The organism is Microbacterium sp. M4A5_1d (assembly GCF_053345465.1).
In genome coordinates this window covers 1,594,020-1,611,306 of sequence record NZ_JBKFAD010000001.1, presented here as the reverse complement: position 1 = coordinate 1,611,306, position 17,287 = coordinate 1,594,020, and the positions used below count along the sequence as shown (strand labels likewise).

19 protein-coding genes and 3 tRNA genes are annotated in these 17,287 nt (G+C 71.1%); 17 read left to right on the top strand and 5 right to left on the bottom strand.

The genetic code is table 11. The features are described 5' to 3' along the window. Window positions 1–14: 14 nt before the first annotated feature. Entirely contained in the window at window positions 15–152 is a 138-nt protein-coding gene (locus ACLBWJ_RS07750) for a hypothetical protein (RefSeq protein WP_199484999.1), read from the top strand. Window positions 153–233: 81 nt separating this feature from the next. Beyond that, complete coding sequence (locus ACLBWJ_RS07745) at window positions 234–929, top strand: SOS response-associated peptidase (protein WP_447660033.1); 696 nt, start codon at window positions 234–236, stop codon at window positions 927–929. 73 nt (window positions 930–1,002) lie between these two features. Here the strand turns inward: ACLBWJ_RS07745 and ACLBWJ_RS07740 are convergent, their stop codons facing one another. From ACLBWJ_RS07740 to ACLBWJ_RS07725, 4 genes are all read right to left on the bottom strand, one after another. Then, a complete protein-coding gene (locus ACLBWJ_RS07740) occupies window positions 1,003–1,254 on the bottom strand; it encodes a hypothetical protein (RefSeq protein WP_447660032.1) in 252 nt (83 codons plus the stop codon). 133 nt (window positions 1,255–1,387) lie between these two features. After that, window positions 1,388–1,460 (bottom strand) — tRNA-Phe (locus tag ACLBWJ_RS07735). A gap of 70 nt (window positions 1,461–1,530) precedes the next feature. After that, window positions 1,531–1,604, bottom strand: a tRNA-Asp gene (locus tag ACLBWJ_RS07730). Between the two features lie 21 nt (window positions 1,605–1,625). After that, window positions 1,626–1,698 (bottom strand) — tRNA-Glu (locus ACLBWJ_RS07725). Between the two features lie 228 nt (window positions 1,699–1,926). On the opposite strand from ACLBWJ_RS07725, the gene ACLBWJ_RS07720 reads away from it, so the two are divergent. Continuing rightward, complete coding sequence (locus tag ACLBWJ_RS07720; RefSeq protein WP_447660031.1) at window positions 1,927–3,372, top strand: peptidoglycan DD-metalloendopeptidase family protein; 1,446 nt, start codon at window positions 1,927–1,929, stop codon at window positions 3,370–3,372. Between the two features lie 80 nt (window positions 3,373–3,452). On the opposite strand, the gene ACLBWJ_RS07715 is transcribed toward ACLBWJ_RS07720, so the two are convergent. Further along, on the bottom strand, window positions 3,453–3,986 hold the full coding sequence (locus ACLBWJ_RS07715; protein WP_120263697.1) for an inorganic diphosphatase: 534 nt from the start codon (window positions 3,984–3,986) through the stop codon (window positions 3,453–3,455). Window positions 3,987–4,146: 160 nt separating this feature from the next. On the opposite strand from ACLBWJ_RS07715, the gene tilS reads away from it, so the two are divergent. The 14 genes from tilS (at window position 4,147) to ACLBWJ_RS07645 (ending at window position 17,286) form a co-directional block, all read left to right on the top strand. After that, window positions 4,147–5,148 (top strand): tRNA lysidine(34) synthetase TilS, encoded by a 1,002-nt coding sequence (gene tilS / locus ACLBWJ_RS07710; RefSeq protein ID WP_447660030.1) that lies wholly within the window; start codon window positions 4,147–4,149, stop codon window positions 5,146–5,148. Between the two features lie 9 nt (window positions 5,149–5,157). Further along, a complete protein-coding gene (gene hpt, locus ACLBWJ_RS07705; RefSeq protein ID WP_023952935.1) occupies window positions 5,158–5,709 on the top strand; it encodes a hypoxanthine phosphoribosyltransferase in 552 nt (183 codons plus the stop codon). Between the two features lie 84 nt (window positions 5,710–5,793). Next, window positions 5,794–7,809 carry an ATP-dependent zinc metalloprotease FtsH gene (gene ftsH / locus ACLBWJ_RS07700; protein WP_282501913.1) on the top strand — a complete coding sequence of 672 codons (2,016 nt, stop codon included), beginning with the start codon at window positions 5,794–5,796 and terminating at the stop codon, window positions 7,807–7,809. Window positions 7,810–7,818: 9 nt separating this feature from the next. Then, entirely contained in the window at window positions 7,819–8,409 is a 591-nt protein-coding gene (folE, locus tag ACLBWJ_RS07695; RefSeq protein WP_323987086.1) for a GTP cyclohydrolase I, read from the top strand. Beyond that, window positions 8,406–9,248, top strand: coding sequence for a dihydropteroate synthase (folP, locus tag ACLBWJ_RS07690; protein WP_323987087.1), 843 nt, complete (start codon window positions 8,406–8,408; stop codon window positions 9,246–9,248). The genes folE and folP overlap by 4 nt, the downstream gene beginning before the upstream one ends. Next, the gene (gene folB, locus ACLBWJ_RS07685) at window positions 9,245–9,613 is read left to right on the top strand and encodes a dihydroneopterin aldolase (RefSeq protein WP_114589233.1); all 369 of its coding nucleotides are present in this window, start codon (window positions 9,245–9,247) and stop codon (window positions 9,611–9,613) included. Before folP ends, folB begins: the two co-directional genes overlap by 4 nt. Further along, window positions 9,610–10,158: a 2-amino-4-hydroxy-6-hydroxymethyldihydropteridine diphosphokinase gene (folK, locus tag ACLBWJ_RS07680; protein ID WP_282501916.1), complete on the top strand. Its 549-nt coding sequence runs from the start codon at window positions 9,610–9,612 to the stop codon at window positions 10,156–10,158. The genes folB and folK overlap by 4 nt, the downstream gene beginning before the upstream one ends. Next, a complete protein-coding gene (locus ACLBWJ_RS07675) occupies window positions 10,155–10,643 on the top strand; it encodes a DUF3180 domain-containing protein (protein WP_112615975.1) in 489 nt (162 codons plus the stop codon). Before folK ends, ACLBWJ_RS07675 begins: the two co-directional genes overlap by 4 nt. After that, the gene (locus ACLBWJ_RS07670) at window positions 10,591–11,199 is read left to right on the top strand and encodes a PH domain-containing protein (protein ID WP_274178197.1); all 609 of its coding nucleotides are present in this window, start codon (window positions 10,591–10,593) and stop codon (window positions 11,197–11,199) included. Before ACLBWJ_RS07675 ends, ACLBWJ_RS07670 begins: the two co-directional genes overlap by 53 nt. Continuing rightward, complete coding sequence (locus ACLBWJ_RS07665) at window positions 11,196–12,983, top strand: PH domain-containing protein (RefSeq protein WP_447660029.1); 1,788 nt, start codon at window positions 11,196–11,198, stop codon at window positions 12,981–12,983. The genes ACLBWJ_RS07670 and ACLBWJ_RS07665 overlap by 4 nt, the downstream gene beginning before the upstream one ends. Further along, window positions 12,980–13,684, top strand: a complete 705-nt coding sequence (locus ACLBWJ_RS07660; protein WP_282501918.1) for a DUF2520 domain-containing protein — start codon at window positions 12,980–12,982, stop codon at window positions 13,682–13,684. The genes ACLBWJ_RS07665 and ACLBWJ_RS07660 overlap by 4 nt, the downstream gene beginning before the upstream one ends. Then, window positions 13,681–14,319, top strand: a complete 639-nt coding sequence (locus tag ACLBWJ_RS07655; RefSeq protein ID WP_447660028.1) for a formylglycine-generating enzyme family protein — start codon at window positions 13,681–13,683, stop codon at window positions 14,317–14,319. The genes ACLBWJ_RS07660 and ACLBWJ_RS07655 overlap by 4 nt, the downstream gene beginning before the upstream one ends. A 180-nt stretch (window positions 14,320–14,499) precedes the next feature. Then, on the top strand, window positions 14,500–16,017 hold the full coding sequence (gene lysS / locus ACLBWJ_RS07650) for a lysine--tRNA ligase (RefSeq protein ID WP_447660027.1): 1,518 nt from the start codon (window positions 14,500–14,502) through the stop codon (window positions 16,015–16,017). Between the two features lie 96 nt (window positions 16,018–16,113). Then, window positions 16,114–17,286, top strand: coding sequence for a DUF4192 family protein (locus tag ACLBWJ_RS07645; protein WP_447660026.1), 1,173 nt, complete (start codon window positions 16,114–16,116; stop codon window positions 17,284–17,286). The last annotated feature ends 1 nt before the right edge of the window (window position 17,287 follow it).

Genomic DNA, 17,287 nt, shown 5'->3' with positions numbered 1-17,287 from the left:
GATCGGGATGGCGCGTGAGCGCGCAGCCGGCACCGTGGGTCTGCCCGACCTGCGGCGATCCGCTGCGCTTCGAGATCCTCGACGACGAAGCGTTCCTCGTGGCGTGGTCGTGTCTGAACTGCGGACTCGTCCGCGTCACCGAGCCGGCCTGAGCCGGTCGGGCCTCCGTACCTCGCCCAAGGTGCAGAGGTATCTGCTCGACGCCGTCCGCCCCGGGCCGTAGGGTCGCTGACATGTGCGGTCGATTCGCGAACGACGCCAAGACGGATGAGCTCATCCGGGAGTACGTCGCCGAGGGTGGCGACCCCGAGGACTGGGTGAAGTCGTGGGCCGGTGCGTACTCGATCGCGCCGACCGAGGATGCTCCGATCGTCCGCGACCGGGGCGAAGGGCGGGTCCTGGAGCTCGTGCGCTGGGACTGGCAGAAGCCGGCGAATCGCCCGCGGGGCGGTCCGATCATCAACGCGCGGATGGAGAAGCTGGCCCAGGGATTCTGGGCGCCGGCATTCAGCGCGGCTCGATGCATTGTTCCGATGCGGGGCTACTTCGAGTGGACCGGCGAGAAGACCCCGAAGACCCCGCACTTCCTCCACGGCGACCGCTTGCTCTCGGCTGCCGGGCTCACCTGGTCGATGGAACTGCCGACCGGCGAGAAGACGCGTTGCTTCGTCGTCATCACCCGCGAGGCGCGGGATGCGAGCGGACAGGTGCACGACCGGATGCCGGCCTTTCTGACACCCGATACCTGGGATGCCTGGCTGAGCCCAGAGAAGCTCACCGGTGACCGCAAGGCGGAGACGCTCGCGATGCTGGAGCACACGTCCGGCCAGGTCGCCTCGACGATCCGCGAGCACGTCGTCGACCGCAAGGTCAGCAACTCCCGCACGGTCGATCCCGCCGACCCGACGCTGCTGGACCCGGTGGCCTAGCCGGTGGCGGTTGTCGTGCCGTGTGGCGTGCGGGGGCGTCGTGACGCGGGCGCTGGCGCGCCGTCCGGCGACGTCACTCGTCGGCTGTCGGCTCCTGACGGTAGTCGTACGCGGGGTCCGACCGCTGCCACAGGAGATACCCGTTGAGCCCCGTCGCGAGGCCGATGAAGTGCAGTGCCGGGTAGACCAGTGCCGGGGCATCCGGAAGCACGCCCGCGAAGACGATCGACGCGATGAACGCGGCGCCACTGAATGCGGCCAGCACCACCGCCCACCGGCGCGGCCGCTGCGTGCGGGGACTCTGCAGCTGGAGCGACGCCTTCATGCCAAGACGATAGCGGCCGTCGGCGCTTGCCGGCCCGGCCGGCGCGACGCGCTGCGGCGCCAGCCCAAAGCAAAACCCCCGCCATGTAGAAGCTAGGCGAGGGTTTCTGGGACCGTTGTAATGACGGTCCGTGTGGCTCCGACGGGCGTCGATCCCGTGACCTCACGATTTTCAGTCGTGCGCTCTACCAACTGAGCTACAGAGCCGCATGGCGTCAGAGATGCCATGTCCTAGACGAAAGGCCCTCTGGAAACCAAAGGGCCCGTCGCTTTAGAGCGACCCTGACGGGACTTGAACCCGCGACCTCCGCCGTGACAGGGCGGCACGCTAACCAACTGCGCTACAGGGCCATGCTTATTAAGTTGTGGGAGTGACCCCAACGGGATTCGAACCCGTGCTACCGCCGTGAAAGGGCGGCGTCCTAGGCCGCTAAACGATGGGGCCGAGCGAACCCAGACCCGGGAGTCAAACGTTCACGCTTACCGAGGGACAAGCATATGCGATCCGGCGCGGATGTGCGAATCGGGGGCGTGGCGTCCGCCGCCCGGGCGTGTCTCCGGGTCACAATGGCCGGGTTCGCACGCTCCGGACGTCGTCGACGACGCTTCCGGTGTTGTGACGTGTGTTGCTACTGTGAACGAAGTTGCTCACGCGATATGGAGGATCACCCGCGTGCGATACGAGAGCCTCGACTCCCCGGAAGACTGCGGCTGCGCCCCGACGCCCGCAGAGAGCAAGAAGCTCTCCCAGCTGATCTCGCGCCGTGGCGCCCTCGGCCTCGGCGCCGTCGGCTTCGTCGCAGCGACGGCATTTCTCGCCCCCGGCATCCCGTCGGCCTTCGGTATCGAGGGCTATCCGTCGTGGGATGACGTGCAGCGCGCCAAGGGCAACGAGGCGGCGAAGGCCGCCGAGATCTCGCGTATCGAGAAGCTGATCTCCGACCTCGCCGCAGATGTCGCGTACAAGCAGGCCGAGGCCGCGCGCCTGGGCGAGGAGTACGCGCAGGCCCAGGCCGCGTTCGAAGACGCCAGTGCCCGCGCCACCTCGCTTCAGGAGCAGGCGGATGCGCAGTCTGCCGCCGCCCTCGAGGCCGCGCGCCGCGCCGGCAAGCTGGCCGCCCAGCTCTACCGAAACGGCGGCGACGACACGAGCCTCAAGCTCTTCTTCTCCGACTCCGCGGCCAGCGCCGACGATCTGCTCGCCCGCCTCGGCACCATGGACAAGCTGCTGCAGGCGAACCGAGGCGTGTACACGGATGCCGTCGCCGCCCGCGAGACCGCACAGAGCCTCAGTGACCAGGCCGGCGTCGCTCGCGACGAGCGCGACCGCCTCAAGGTCGAAGCCGAGCAGAAGATGATCGCCGCGCAGGAAGCTGCGACGGCGGCTCAGGCGGCCCTCGAAGAACAGACCGCGAACATGGCGACCCTCGAGGCGCAGCTCGCGGCGCTCAAGGACGAGACGGCGACGACGGTCGCCGGTTACCAGGCCGGAGTCGAAGAGCAGCGCCGTCGCGACGAGGAGCGTCGTCGCCGCGAGCGAGAAGAGGCAGCCCGTCGTGCCGCCGAGGAAGAGCGTCGTCGCCAGGAGGCCGCAGCAGCGGCAGCCGCCGCAGGCAACAGCGGTGGCGGCGGTAGCGGTGGCGGCGGCAACAGTGGCGGCGGCGGCGGTGGCGGCGGTGGTGGCGGCGCCGGACAGGTCCAGCCCTCCGGCTGGGTGCGCCCCGGTCCCGGCTACATCAGCTCCTGGTATGGCAATCGCGGCACCATCTGCTCTGGCGGTGTGTGCACCAGCGGGCACCGCGGCATCGACTTCGCCGGCGGATGCAGCGCCCCGATCTATGCCGCGGCATCCGGCACCGTCGTCTTCGCGGCGTACACGAACAGCTGGGGCAACTACATCAAGGTCGACCACGGCGGCGGCATCATCTCGGGCTACGCGCACATCCAGAACGGCGGCTTCAACGTCGGATACGGGCAGCGCGTCTCGGCCGGACAGGTCATCGCCTATGCCGGTAATACCGGCATCTCGCAGGGCTGCCACCTGCACTTCGAGATCTACCGCAACGGCGAGCGCATCGACCCCGCGCCGTTCCTGCGCGATCGGGGCATCTCGGTCTGAGCCTCAGCGCTCGCGAGCCCGGAACGACGAAGGAGGGGCGGATGCCGCAGCATCCGCCCCTCCTCGCGTTCGTCTGAGCGTCAGAGCGAGTTGGGCGCTTCGCCCTCACCCTGCGTCTTCGTCTGGCCCTCGTGCTCCTCGAAGCGCTCGAACGCCTCGGAGACGAGACGCTCGGCCTCAGCGGCGCCGGCCCACTCGTCGACCTTGACCCACTTGTTGGGCTCGAGGTCCTTGTAGTGCTCGAAGAAGTGGCCGATCTCGTTCTTGGTCCAGTCGTCGATGTCGCCGACATCCTGGATGTGCGCCCAGCGCGGGTCCTTCGCGAGCACGGCCACGACCTTGTCGTCGCCACCGGCCTCGTCGCTCATCTTCAGCACGGCGACGGGGCGGACCTTCGCCAGCACGCCGGGGTAGATGTCGCGGTCGAGCAGCACGAGCACGTCGAGCGGGTCGCCGTCCTCGCCGAGAGTGTTCTCGAAGAAGCCGTAGTTGCTGGGGTATCCCATCGGCGTGAACAGCACGCGGTCGAGGAAGACCCGGCCGGTGCCGTGGTCGACCTCGTACTTCACGCGGCTGCCGCGGGGGATTTCGATGACGGCGTCGTACGCGCCCATACGTGTGCTCCTTCGATAAGACGGTGGGATGCCGCCGTCCAGCCTACTTGCGCCGCCCGCCGCGCCCTATACAAGGCTCAGCCCGGGTTTCGCGCCCGCGACGGGGCCGCGCTGCGCCGCTCCAGCCTGGCGACGGCACGAGCACGGCTACCGTAGGGGCGTGCCGTCGCTCAGCCCCGCCATCGCCGAGGTCCGTCGCGCCGTGCGCGCATCGCTGTCGGCGCTGCCTGCCGGCAGCACCGTGATCGTCGCGCTCTCGGGCGGGCCCGACTCGCTGGCCCTCGCCGCCGCGACGGCCTTCGAGGCTCCGAAGCTCGGCCTGCGCGCGGCTTCGGTGACGGTCGACCACGGGCTGCAGCCCGGTTCCGACGAGGTCGCGCTCACTGCCGCGCGGGCCGCGGCAGGCCTCGGCCTCGACCCGCTGGTGGTGCGCGTCGAGGTCGGCACCGCGGGCGGCCCCGAGGCTGCGGCCCGCGAGGCGCGCTACGGGGTGCTGCGGGATGCCACGCGCGACGCGAACGCCGCCGCGGTCCTGCTGGGCCACACTCTCGACGACCAGGCCGAGACGGTCCTGCTCGGGCTCGCTCGAGGTTCCGGCGCCACGAGCCTCGCGGGCATGGCGCCCGACCGCACCGACGACGATTCCGGGGTGCGCTGGCTCCGTCCACTGCTGGCGGTGCGGCGCGAAACCACCGTCGCGGCCTGCGCGGCGGCTGGGCTCGAGCCCTGGCTCGACCCGCACAACCGTGACGATCGCTTCAGCCGGGTGAGGGTCCGCGACCGCGTCCTTCCGCTTCTCGAGGCCGAGCTCGGCCCCGGCGTGGCCGAGGCGCTCGCGCGCACCGCCGAGCAACTGCGCGAGGACGCGCAGGCCTTCGACGACATGATCGCCGAGACGATCGAAGACATCGTCGAGCCGGCCGAGGCGGGCATCGCGATCTCGGTCGCCGCGCTCGCCGCCAACCCGCCGGCGCTGCGCCACCGCATCATCCGCCACGTCGTGCAGAGCGAGTTCCACGAGAGCCTCACGCGCAGCCAGACCCTCGAGGTCGCCCGGCTCATCACCGATTACTCCGGCCAGGGGCCGATCGACCTTCCCGGATGCCGCGCCCGCCGCGTCGGCCGACTCGTCGAGTTCTCGGCGGGCGGGAGCGGCGCCTAAACTCGTCGCATGCGTGCTGCCGAGATCGCCGACCAGCTCACCGATGTCCTCGTCACGGAGGAGGAGATCCAGGCCAAGCTCGCCGAGCTCGCCGCCCGGGTCGAGGCCGACTACGAGGGCAAGGAGCTCATCCTCGTCGGCGTGCTCAAGGGTGCCGTGATGGTCATGGCCGACTTCGCCCGCGCGCTCAAGCGCGACATCACGATGGACTGGATGGCGGTGTCATCCTACGGCGCGAGCACGAAGTCGAGCGGAGTCGTCCAGATCCGGAAGGACCTCGACGCCGATCTGCACGGCAAGCACGTCCTGATCGTCGAGGACATCATCGACTCGGGCCTGACCCTCAGCTGGCTGCTCGAGAACTTCCAGTCGCGCGGTGCCGAGTCGCTCGAAGTGCTCGCGCTGCTGCGCAAGCCCGAGGCCGCGAAGGTCGAGATCGACTGCCGGTACGTCGGCTTCGACATCCCGAACGACTTCGTCGTGGGCTACGGCCTCGACTATGCGGAGAAGTACCGCAACCTGCGGGATGTCGCGATCCTCGCGCCCCACGTCTACAGCTGAACGGGCTTCGCGTGCCGGCTCCCGGTACGCCCAAAACGAACGCACAGAGCCCGCATAGTCGGCGCGGGGTAGCCTGATCGCACCATGGACGTCAAGAAAGTCACGCGCAACCCGCTGATGTACGTGTTGCTCATCGGCGCGCTGCTGCTGATCGGCTTCATGCTGATCTCCAGCCTCACCGGCGCGAAGCAGATCACGACCCAGCAGGGATTCGAGCTGCTCAAGGGCGACACCGTCACGAAGGTGCAGACCACGGACGGCGATCAGCGCGTCGATCTGACGCTCTCCGACGACTTCGAGGGCTCGAAGCAGGTGCAGTTCTACTACACCTCCGCACGTGCCGACGAGGTCGTCGCGGCCGTCGACGCGGCGAACCCGGCGGACGGGTACAACGACGTCGTGCCGCGGGCCACGTGGTTCGACGGCTTCCTCTCGCTCATGCTGCCGCTGGTGCTGCTGGGCCTGCTCTTCTGGTTCCTCATGTCGAGCGCGCAGGGCGGCGGCAGCCGCGTCATGCAGTTCGGCAAGTCGAAGGCCAAGCTCGTCACGAAGGAGACCCCGACGGTCACCTTCGGCGACGTGGCCGGCTCCGACGAGGCCATCGAGGAGATGCAGGAGATCAAGGACTTCCTGAAGGATCCGACGAAGTTCCAGGCCGTCGGCGCCCGCATCCCGAAGGGCGTGCTGCTGTACGGCCCTCCCGGCACCGGTAAGACGCTCCTCGCGCGCGCCGTCGCGGGCGAGGCCGGTGTGCCGTTCTACTCGATCTCGGGCTCGGACTTCGTCGAGATGTTCGTCGGTGTCGGCGCGAGCCGGGTGCGCGACCTCTTCAAGGAGGCGAAGGAGAACTCGCCCGCCATCATCTTCATCGACGAGATCGACGCCGTCGGCCGCCACCGCGGCGCCGGCATGGGCGGCGGTCACGACGAGCGCGAGCAGACGCTCAACCAGATGCTCGTCGAGATGGACGGATTCGACCCGAAGGTCTCGGTGCTCGTCATCGCCGCGACGAACCGTCCCGACATCCTCGACCCGGCGCTGCTGCGTCCGGGCCGCTTCGACCGCCAGATCGGTGTCGACGCGCCCGACCTCAAGGGCCGCCAGAAGATCCTCGAGGTGCACGGACGCGGCAAGCCGCTCTCGCCCTCGGTCGACCTGGCCGTCATCGCTCGCAAGACCCCTGGCTTCACCGGCGCCGACCTCGCGAACGTGCTGAACGAGGCCGCGCTGCTGACCGCGCGCTCGAACGCGCAGCTGATCGACATGCGCGCACTCGACGAGGCGATCGACCGCGTCATCGCCGGTCCCCAGCGCCGCACGCGCGTCATGAAGGACAAGGAGAAGCTCATCACGGCGTACCACGAGGGCGGCCACGCCCTCGCCGCCGCGGCGATGAACCACTCCGACCCGGTCACGAAGGTCACGATCCTCCCGCGCGGCAAGGCGCTCGGCTACACGATGGTGCTGCCGCTCGAGGACAAGTACTCCGTCACCCGCAACGAGCTCCAGGACCAGCTCACCTACGCGATGGGCGGACGCGTCGCCGAAGAGGTCGTGTTCCACGACCCGACGACCGGTGCCTCCAACGACATCGAGAAGGCCACCGGTATCGCCCGCAAAATGGTCACCGAGTACGGGATGACGACCGAGGTCGGCCCCGTGAAGCTCGGGTCGTCGTCGGGCGAGGTGTTCATGGGTCGCGACATGGGGCACGGCCGTGACTTCTCCGAGCGCATCGCCGAGCGCGTCGACGCCGAGGTGCGGCTGCTGATCGAGCAGGCGCACAACGAGGCGTACGAGGTCATCAACGCCAACCGCGACATCCTCGACAAGCTGGCGCTCGCGCTGCTAGAGGAGGAAACCCTCGACCACCTGCAGCTCGCCGAGATCTTCAAGGACATCAAGAAGCTCCCGCCGCGCCCGCAGTGGCTCTCGAGCCAGGACCGTCCGGTTTCGAGCCTGCCCCCGATCGACGTCCCCAAGCGTCGTGAAGAGGCCGGGCTGGCGGCATCCACCGTCGCCGAGACGGATGCCGAGACCGCCGCCGAGCGCGCTCCGCACCGCCGCCCCTCGGGGCAGGCGCGACCCGCGACCGCGTAGGCTCGGGGCGTGGCCGTCGATCGCGAACGCGTCGCCGCCCTCGTGCGCGACCTGCTCGAGGCGATCGGGGAGGACCCCGACCGTCCCGGGCTGAAGCAGACCCCGCAGCGGGTCGCCGACGCGTACGCGGAGTTCTTCTCGGGAGTCGGCGCTGACGCCGCCGAACCTCTGGCGCACACGATCTCGGTCGCGCGCGGCCCGGCTCCCGACACGCTGCCGTCGGGCGCCGTCATGGTGCGCGGCATCCGGTTCCGCTCGTTCTGCGAGCACCACCTGCTGCCCTTCGCCGGGCACGCGCACATCGCTTACCTGCCGGGTGAGCAGGTGGTCGGGCTCGGCGCGCTGCCCCGTGTGGTCGACACCCTGGCGGCGCGCCCGCAGGTGCAGGAGCGCCTCGGCGAGCAGATCGCCGACACCATCGCCGGCGCACTCGACGCGCGCGGCGTGCTCGTCGTGCTCGATGCCGCACACGAGTGCGTCACGATGCGCGGCGGACGACAAGCGGATGCCTCGACCGTGACGGTCGCCGCCCGCGGCGTCTACACCGGGCCGGCCGAGCGGGCCGAGCTCATCGCCCTGATCTCGGGCGGTGCGGCATGACGGCGATCATGGGCATCCTCAACGTCACGCCCGACTCGTTCAGCGACGGTGGGCGCTACCTCGACCTCGACGCCGCCGTCGGTCACGCCGAGGCCTTGCGTCGCAGCGGCGCGCACATCGTCGACGTCGGCGGCGAGTCGACCCGCCCGGGCGCCGAGCGCGTCGACCCCGATGTCGAGCGCGAGCGGGTCGTCCCGGTGGTCGAGGCGCTCGCGGCGCGCGGCATCGTCGTGAGCGTCGACACCATGAACGCCGGCACCGCCGCGGCCGCCGTCGCCGCGGGGGCCCGCATGGTGAACGACGTCTCGGGCGGGCTCGCTGATCCCGATATGTTCGCGGCGGTCGCGGCATCCGATGCGGAGGTCGTCATCGGGCACTGGCGCGGACACTCGACTGACATGTACGCCACGGCCCGCTACGAGGACGTCGTCGCAGAAGTGGTAGCCGAGCTCCAGGATCGCGTGAGCGCGGCGACGGCGGCCGGCATCGCTCCTTCGCGTATCGTCCTCGACCCGGGCATCGGCTTCGGCAAGCGCGGCGACCAGAACTGGACCGTGCTGCACCACCTCGAACGCATCGTCGGGCTTGGCAAGCGCGTGCTCGTCGGCACGAGCCGCAAGGGCTTCCTGCGCGAGGCCATCGGAGACGCCCGCGACGCAGAAGCCCCCGGCGCAGACATCCCCGACGCCGGCCGGCTCGACCTCGCCCGGCGCGATCTCGCGACCGCCGTCACGAGCGTGCTGGCGGCCGATGCAGGAGCGTGGGGAGTGCGCGTGCACGATGTCGCGACGACCCGCGACGCGCTGGCCGTGCGTGCGCGATGGCGGGAGGCCTCATGAGCGACCGCATCACGGTGCGCGGCATCCGGGCCGTCGGGTATCACGGCGTCTACGAGCACGAACGACGCGAGGGCCAGGAGTTCATCGCCGACGTCGAGCTCGACCTGTCGCTGGCCGACGCCGCCGCGAGCGACGACGTCGCCGACACCGTCCACTACGGAGAGCTGGCCGAGCAGGTCGCCGCGATCTTGGCGGGCGAGCCCGCGGACCTCATCGAGACGGTCGCCGACCGTATCGCCCGCGCGGCCCTCGCTTTCGATCGCGTGGATGCCGTTGCCGTGACCGTGCACAAGCCGCAGGCGCCCATCGCGGTGCCCTTCGGCGATGTCAGCGTGACCCTCACCCGACGACGGGAGAACCGATGAGCCGCCGCCTCGCCCAAGAATCGCCCGAGCCCCGCCCGGCCGACAGCGCGCCCGCGCGTCGAGCCGTCGTCGCGATCGGCGCGAACCTCGGTGACCGGGCCGACACGGTCGCGCGAGCGATCGCTGATCTCGACGGGCTGCCGCTCACCCGGGTCGCGCGGTCGGCCGACCCGATCGAGACGGTCGCGCTGACCCTCGACGGACCGGATGCCGCGGCCCCGGCCTATCTCAACACGGTCGCCCTCGTCGACACGCGGCTGGCGCCCAGCGTGCTGCTCGGTTACCTGCACGCGATCGAGGAGCGTCACGGCCGGGCCCCGCGCTCGGCCGACCAGGCCCGGTGGCAGGATCGCACGCTCGATCTCGACCTCATCGCGCACGGCGACGTCGTCTGCGAGACCCCGACGCTTGTCCTGCCGCATCCGCGTGCGCACGAGCGCGACTTCGTGCTCCGGCCGTGGCTCGCGGTCGACCCCGACGCCGTGCTCCCCGGACGCGGGCGCGTCGACGCGCTGCTGGCCGCGCTGCCCGGGAGCACGCCGTGAGACGAACGTCTCCCGCGACCCTCATCGTGTCGGCGGTGCTCGGCATCGCCGCGGGGTTCGTCATCGATCAGGTGCTCACGGGGGCGGGGCGCGCGACCTTCACCCCGTCGGTCATGCTCCCGGTGCTTTTCGTGCTGCTGGCGGTCTCGGTCATCGCCCTCGCGCTGCCGATCCGTCGGGCGACGCGGGGTCAGGCTCCGCGGGTCGACCCGTTCCGCGCCGTGCGCGTCGCGATGCTGGCGAAGGCGTCGAGCATCGTCGGAGCGCTCGTGGGCGGTATCGGCGTCGGCCTCCTGCTCTTCCTTCTCACACGGCCGGTCCCGCCGTCAGTAGGCTCGACGGGAGCGGTCGTCGCCGCGATCGTCGGAGCCGTCGTGCTCGTGGCGGCCGGTGTGATCGCAGAACAGCTCTGCACCATTCGGAAGGACGACGATGACGACCAGCCCGGACCACCCGAGCCCGACGCCACTCCCTCCCACCACTGACGCTGCGGAGTCCGGCGCGATCGACGCCACCCTCGACGCCGGCACGTACGACCGCATCCGCGAGCCCCGCGGAGCCGGGCGTCTCGCCCTCGAGCAGGGCGTCTGGCACCAGATCTCGCGCAAATACCTCACCGTGCAGCTGATCAGCAACGGGTTCATCCTGGCGATCATCGTCGCCGCGCTGCTCGTGGCGCTTCTGGTCTTCGATCTGCCCTGGCTGCTGATCCCCGGCATCATCCTCATCGTGCTGACCCTGGCGGGCATGGCGATCCTGCCGCGCCAGGTGCGCTCGATCGGATACCAGCTGCGCGAAGACGACCTGGTCTTCCGCCGCGGGATCCTGTGGCAGCGCATGGTCGCCGTGCCGTACGGCCGCATGCAGCTCGTCGACATCACGCACGGGCCGATGGACCGCGGGTTCGGCATCGCGCAGCTGAAGTTCGTCACGGCCGCGGCAGCGACGGGCGTCGTGATCCCGGGCCTCACGCAGCAGGCTGCCGAGGCGCTGCGCGACCACCTGATGTCGGTGGCTGAATCGCGGCGGACCGGGCTGTGACCGACCCCGTACCGACCCCGCCCCCGGCCGACGCGACCGTCTCCGCTCCGCCGGCCGAGCTCGTCCGCTCACCCCTGAGCGACGGTGAGTGGCACCGGCTGCATCCGCTGACGCCGCTGCTGCGCGGCGGGCTGGCGCTGCTCGTGGTGCTCGGCATCGTGGTCGCGAACATGCGCGACCGGCTCATCAGCATCTTCGTGCCGGCGTTCGCTCCCGACGCCCCCATTGACGAGTGGGAGGAGTACGAGGCCGCCGGCGACCCGATCGGGTGGGTGCTGGCGAACAACCTCCTCCTGATCGCCCTGCTCGTCACCGTCGGCGTGCTCGCGCTCATCATCGGCGCGTTCTACCTGTCGTGGCGCTTCCACACCTTCCGCATCACCGACGACGACGTCGAGGTGCGCAGCGGCATCCTCTCGCGCACGCATCGTCGCGCACCGCTCGACCGGGTGCAGGGCGTCAACCTCACCCGCCCCGCGGTCGCGCGGCTTCTGGGCGCGGCGAAGCTCGAGATCGTGGGTGCGGGTGCCGACGCGAACGTCAAGCTCGAATACCTCTCCACCGGTAATGCCGAGACGATCCGCGCCGACATCCTGAGGCTGGCCTCGGGGCAGCGTCTGGCCGAACAGCGGGCTGCCGCGGCAGCGGCCGGCGGCGCGCGCATCGCCGTCGCCGACACCGTCGCCCGCGGCATCACCGGTCTCATCGAAGGCGACGACGCGGATGCTGCCGAGCCCGAGTCCGTCGTGCGCATCCCGCCCGGGCGACTCATCGGGTCGCAGCTCGCCAGCTGGGGCACCGTCGTGATTTTGGCGGGCGCTACCGCGCTCGCGATCGCCCTGTCGCAGGGCGTGTACTGGGTGCTTTTCGCCTATTTCCCCGCGCTGCTCGGTTTCGGCGCGTACTGGGTGCGCACGATCGTGAAGTCGTTGCGCTACTCGATCGCGCCGACGCGCGACGGCGTGCGCGTGACGTTCGGCCTGCTCACGACCGTGTCGGAGATCCTGCCTCCCGGACGCATCCATGCCGTAGAGATCACGCAGTCCATCCTCTGGCGCGGATTCGGGTGGTGGACGGTTCGGATCAACCGCATGACCGGCCGGAGCGCTTCCGACACGACGACCGATCAGTTCACCACGGTCCTTCCCGTCGGCACGCTCGCCGACGTCGAGCGGGTGCTCGGCCTCATCCTGCCATCGGTCAGCGAGGAGGAGCGCGCGGCGATCGTCCGGAACGGTGTGCTCGGCGGCTCGTCCGCCGGGGGATACGTCACGACACCGCGGCGGGCACGCATCGTGCGCCCGCTGTCGTGGCGGCGGAACGGCCTCGCGATCGAGGGTGACCTGCTGATGCTGCGGCGCGGGCTGATCTGGCGCATGCTCGCGGTGCTGCCGCTCGCCCGGCTGCAGTCCGTCGCGCTGCACCAGGGGCCGGTGTCGCGCGCGCTGCGCGTCGCGACGCTGCGCGCTCATACCGTCTCGGGCCCGGTGCTCACCGCGGTCGCGGGCATCGACCGCGACGACGTGATCGCAGCGTTCGAGCGGGTGGCCCACGTAGCCGTCTCGGCCGCGGCATCCGACCGCTCGCACCGCTGGGCCGAGGTGGCGGATGTCGCTGAGTCGGTGCCTCCCGTGCCGGCGGCGCCCGTTCCCGTGCCGAGCCCGAACGCGGGCCCGAGCCCGGTGCCGCCCCCGCCGAGCGTGACCGAGCTCCCGCCGGGCGCCGTGCCGCCCCCGCCGTATGTGCCTCCCGCGGGGGAGACCTCGCCGGAGAGCGAACGATGACCGCGAGCTCGCGCCTGGGCGTCGGCATCATCGGCGCAGGCCGGGTCGGACCCGTCATCGGCGCGGCGCTCGCGGGCGCCGGCCACGCGCTGACCGGCGTCACCGCGGGATCCGATCGGGAACGAGTCGACGCGGTCATCCCGGGGGTGCCGGTGCTCGACGCCGACGAGGTCGTGCGTCGCAGCGAACTGGTCGTGATCGCGGTGCCGCACGACGAGCTCGGCCCGCTGGTCAGCGGTCTCGCCGAGCTCGGCGCCTGGCAGGTCGGGCAGCTCGTGCTGCACACCGACCCCGGGCACGGGCTCGATGTGCTGGCGCCGGCCGCCGCACGAGGAGCCATCCCGCTCGCCGTGCACCCGGCGATCGCGTTCACCGGGTCGACCCTCGACCTCCGCCAGCTCACGGGCGCCTACGCCGCGGTGACCGCGCCGGCCGCCGTCCTGCCGATCGGGCAGGCGCTCGCCGTCGAGCTGGGCTGCGAGCCCGTCGTCGTCGCCGACGCCGACCGTCCGGCCTACGGCGAGGCGATCGCGACCGCGACGCAGTTCGCCGCCTCGATCGTGCAGCAGTCGGCCGCGTTGCTCGAGGACGCCGGAGTGCCGGCCCCGGGTCGCTTCCTCTCGACCCTTGTGCACTCGACCGTCGAGCGGGCGCTGACCGAGGCGGGCCGCGGCGCGACCCCCGACGACGAACTGCTGTGAGCGACGTCGAGCTGGCCCGCATCCCGGCCGGAGAGCTGCCCGTCGCGGGCGCGGGCCAGGGCCCGCGGGTCGAGTCCTTCGAGATCGGGGTGTATCCCGTCACCGAGGAGCAACTCGGCGAGGTGCTCGGGGTGACCGCCGCGCACCCGCGGCGTCCGGCGGTGCAGCTGTCGTGGCTGAGAGCCGTGCGGTTCTGCAACGCGCTGTCGGAATGGGAGGGGCTCGACTCCGCCTACGCGGTCGACGGCGACGAGGTGCGTTGGTACGACGACTCCGACGGGTACCGGCTGCCGACCGAGCGCGAGTGGGAGTACGCCTGCCGTGCGGGCTCGCGTGCCGCGCACTACGGCCCGCTCGCCGAGATCGCCTGGACCGCGGCCGACAACCTCTCGTCGCCGCAGAACGTGGGCGGGCGGCATCCGAACCTCTTCGGCCTCTTCGACATGCTCGGCAACGTCTCGGAGTGGTGCTGGGACCTCTTCGCCCCCGACGCCGGGTCGCGCGACCGGGTGTTCCGGGGCGGCGGGTTCGCCGATGCCGCGACGTCCGTGCGGGCGGGAACGCGCCGCGGGGCGCGCCCCGACAGCGCTCACGACGACATCGGCCTGCGCGTCGCCCGCGGCGCCGTCGCTTAGCGGCCCGGCTCGGGGTCGTCGGGTGGCCGGTAGGTGCACACTCGTCGGATCGGCGGTGCTGGAGTAGTGCCGCGACGCCGCCGAGGCGACACTAGCACCAGCGGTCCGACGGCTGTATCGTCAAGCGCCCGCGGCACGCTCGGTAGACTGGCACGTCGAATCCCGAGGAGTTCTTCTGCCATGAGCGACGCGCCCGTGCCCCCCGTCGACGACGCCGACGACGTCATCGAACAGAAGGCCGTGCGCCTCGCCAAGCGCGAGCGGCTGCTGAGCGAGCGAGAGGATGCCGCGGGCGGCGCCTATCCCGTCGCTGTGGCCGTCTCCGACACCATCCCGGCGCTGCGCGAGCGCTACGCCGACCTCGAGGCCGGTGCCGAGACCGGCGTGACCGCCTCGGTCGCGGGGCGCGTCGTGTTCAGCCGCAACACCGGCAAGCTCTGCTTCGCGTCGCTGCAGTCTGGTGACGGCAGCCGCATCCAGGCCATGGTCTCGCTCGCCGAGGTCGGCGACGAGTCGCTGCAGGCGTGGAAGGAGCTCGTCGACCTGGGCGACCACGTCTCAGTCACGGGCCAGGTCATCTCCAGCCGCCGCGGTGAGCTGTCGATCATGGTGTCCGCCTGGCAGATCGCGTCGAAGGCGCTGCTGCCGCTGCCGAACCTCCACTCCGAGCTGAGCGAGGAGAGCCGCGTGCGCTCGCGCTTCCTCGACCTCATCGTGCGCGATACCGCACGCGAGACGGTCGTCGCCCGCGCCAAGGTCAACGCTTCGCTCCGTCGCACGTTCGACGAGCACGGCTTCCTCGAGGTCGAGACCCCGATGCTGCAGGTGCAGCACGGTGGTGCCGCCGCGCGCCCGTTCATCACGCACTCGAACGCCTTCGACACCGAGCTGTTCCTGCGCATCGCGCCCGAGCTGTTCCTCAAGCGTGCCGTCGTGGGCGGGATCGACCGCGTGTTCGAGATCAACCGGAACTTCCGCAACGAGGGTGCCGACTCGACCCACAGCCCCGAGTTCGCGATGCTCGAGGCCTACCAGGCGTACAGCGACTACAACGGCATCGCCGACCTGACGCAGGAGCTCATCCAGAACGCGGCGATCGCCGTCGCGGGATCGACGACCGTCACGTGGGCCGACGGCACCGAGTTCGATCTCGGCGGCGAGTGGGACCGCATCTCGATGTACGACTCGCTCTCGGCCGCCGCGGGACGCGGCATCACGCCCGCCACCTCGCTCGAGGAGCTCCAGGCCCTCGCCGCGGAGGTGGGTGTCGTCGTACCCGAGAAGGTCGCGACGCACGGCAAGCTCGTCGAAGAGCTCTGGGAGCACTTCGTCAAGGGCGGGCTCGAGCGCCCCACCTTCGTCATGGACTTCCCGGTCGACACGTCGCCGCTCGTCCGCGAGCACCGCTCGATCGCGGGCGTCGTGGAGAAGTGGGACCTCTACGTCCGCGGCTTCGAGCTGGCGACCGGCTACTCCGAGCTCGTCGACCCCGTCATCCAGCGCGAGCGTTTCGTCGAGCAGGCCAAGCTCGGCGCGCGCGGCGACGATGAGGCGATGCGCGTCGACGAGGAGTTCCTGCGCGCCCTCGAGCACGGCATGCCGCCCACCGGTGGCATGGGCATGGGCATCGACCGCCTGCTGATGGCGATCACGGGCCTCGGTATCCGCGAGACGATCCTCTTCCCGCTCGTCAAGTAACCGGCGGTTCCTGCGAGGGCCAGGGAGCCGTCCGGGTTTCCACATCCTGCCCCGGCCGGGCTCTGCACCACTCGGCCCGGCGCCAGCCTGGTCTGCATGACCACGACTGTTCGCGCCGCGGATGCCGCGCACTTCCTCTCTCTCGTTCCTCACCTGCTCGGCTTCGCTCCGAGCCGCAGCCTCGTCGTTGTGCCCTTCGCGGGGTCGCGGAGCCTCGGGGCGATGCGCGTCGACCTGCCGACCGGCGCCCTCGGTGACCTCGACAGCGCCGCCGCGACCATCGTGGGAATGGTGTGTCGCATTCCGGATGCCGATGCCCTGACGGCGATCGCGTACGCTTCGGAGTCCGCGGCTGACGGGCTGCCGGCGGTTCCCGTCCTGGCGGCGGTGAGCCGGGCGGCCGACGTCTGCGGCGTGCGGGTCGTCGACCTGCTGACCGTCGCGACGGACGGCTGGGGATCTCACCTCGACGCGTCGTGCCCGGCGGGCGGGAGGCCGCTCAGCGAGATCGAACGGGCCGCCGCGCGCGACGGCGATCCGGGCCCGGGGCCGGCGATCGATCGCGATCACACGTCGGGCGCCGAGCTGCCGCGGCGCAGCGCCGCAGAGCGCCGCGTGGTGGGCGGCGCGCTCCGCTCGCTCGAGACGGCCCTCGCGGTGCTGTGCGGCATCCCTCGGGTGGGCGGCGGCCGGCGGGGAACGCGAGACGCGGGGGCAGAGGGTGGGAGCGGCGTCGACCCCGCCGCGCTCGAGGCGGCGTGCGAGCTCGACGACCCGCCGCGACTGTTCGAACGGGTCCTCGACGGCGATCCCGCCGAGCTCGATCCCCTCGTCGTCGCGCTGCTTGCCTGGTGCCTCTCGCGACCCTCCCTGCGTGACGTCGCCCTCGTGCAATGGGCGACGGATGCCGGCCGCGGCGACGACGCCCTCGATGCGCAGCGTCGGTGGGAGGAGGGCGAGGAGTATCCCGAGCGCCTCGGCCGGATCATGTGGGGCAACGGCGACCGGCCCGATCCCGAGCGCCTGCTCGCCGCGCTCGCGGTGGTGCGCGAGGTCGCCGCGCTGGCTCCGCGTCGATTGCGGCCCGGACCGCTTGCGCTGTGCGCGTGGCTCGCCTGGGCGCTGGGGCGATCGTCGCATGCCGCGTCGTACGCCGAGCGCGCCCTCGAGATCGATCCCGATCACGGGCTTGCCGAGATCCTGCTGTCGTTCGCGCAGATCGGTCACCTGCCGGACTGGGCCTTTCATCAGCGGGGACCCGTACGATAGG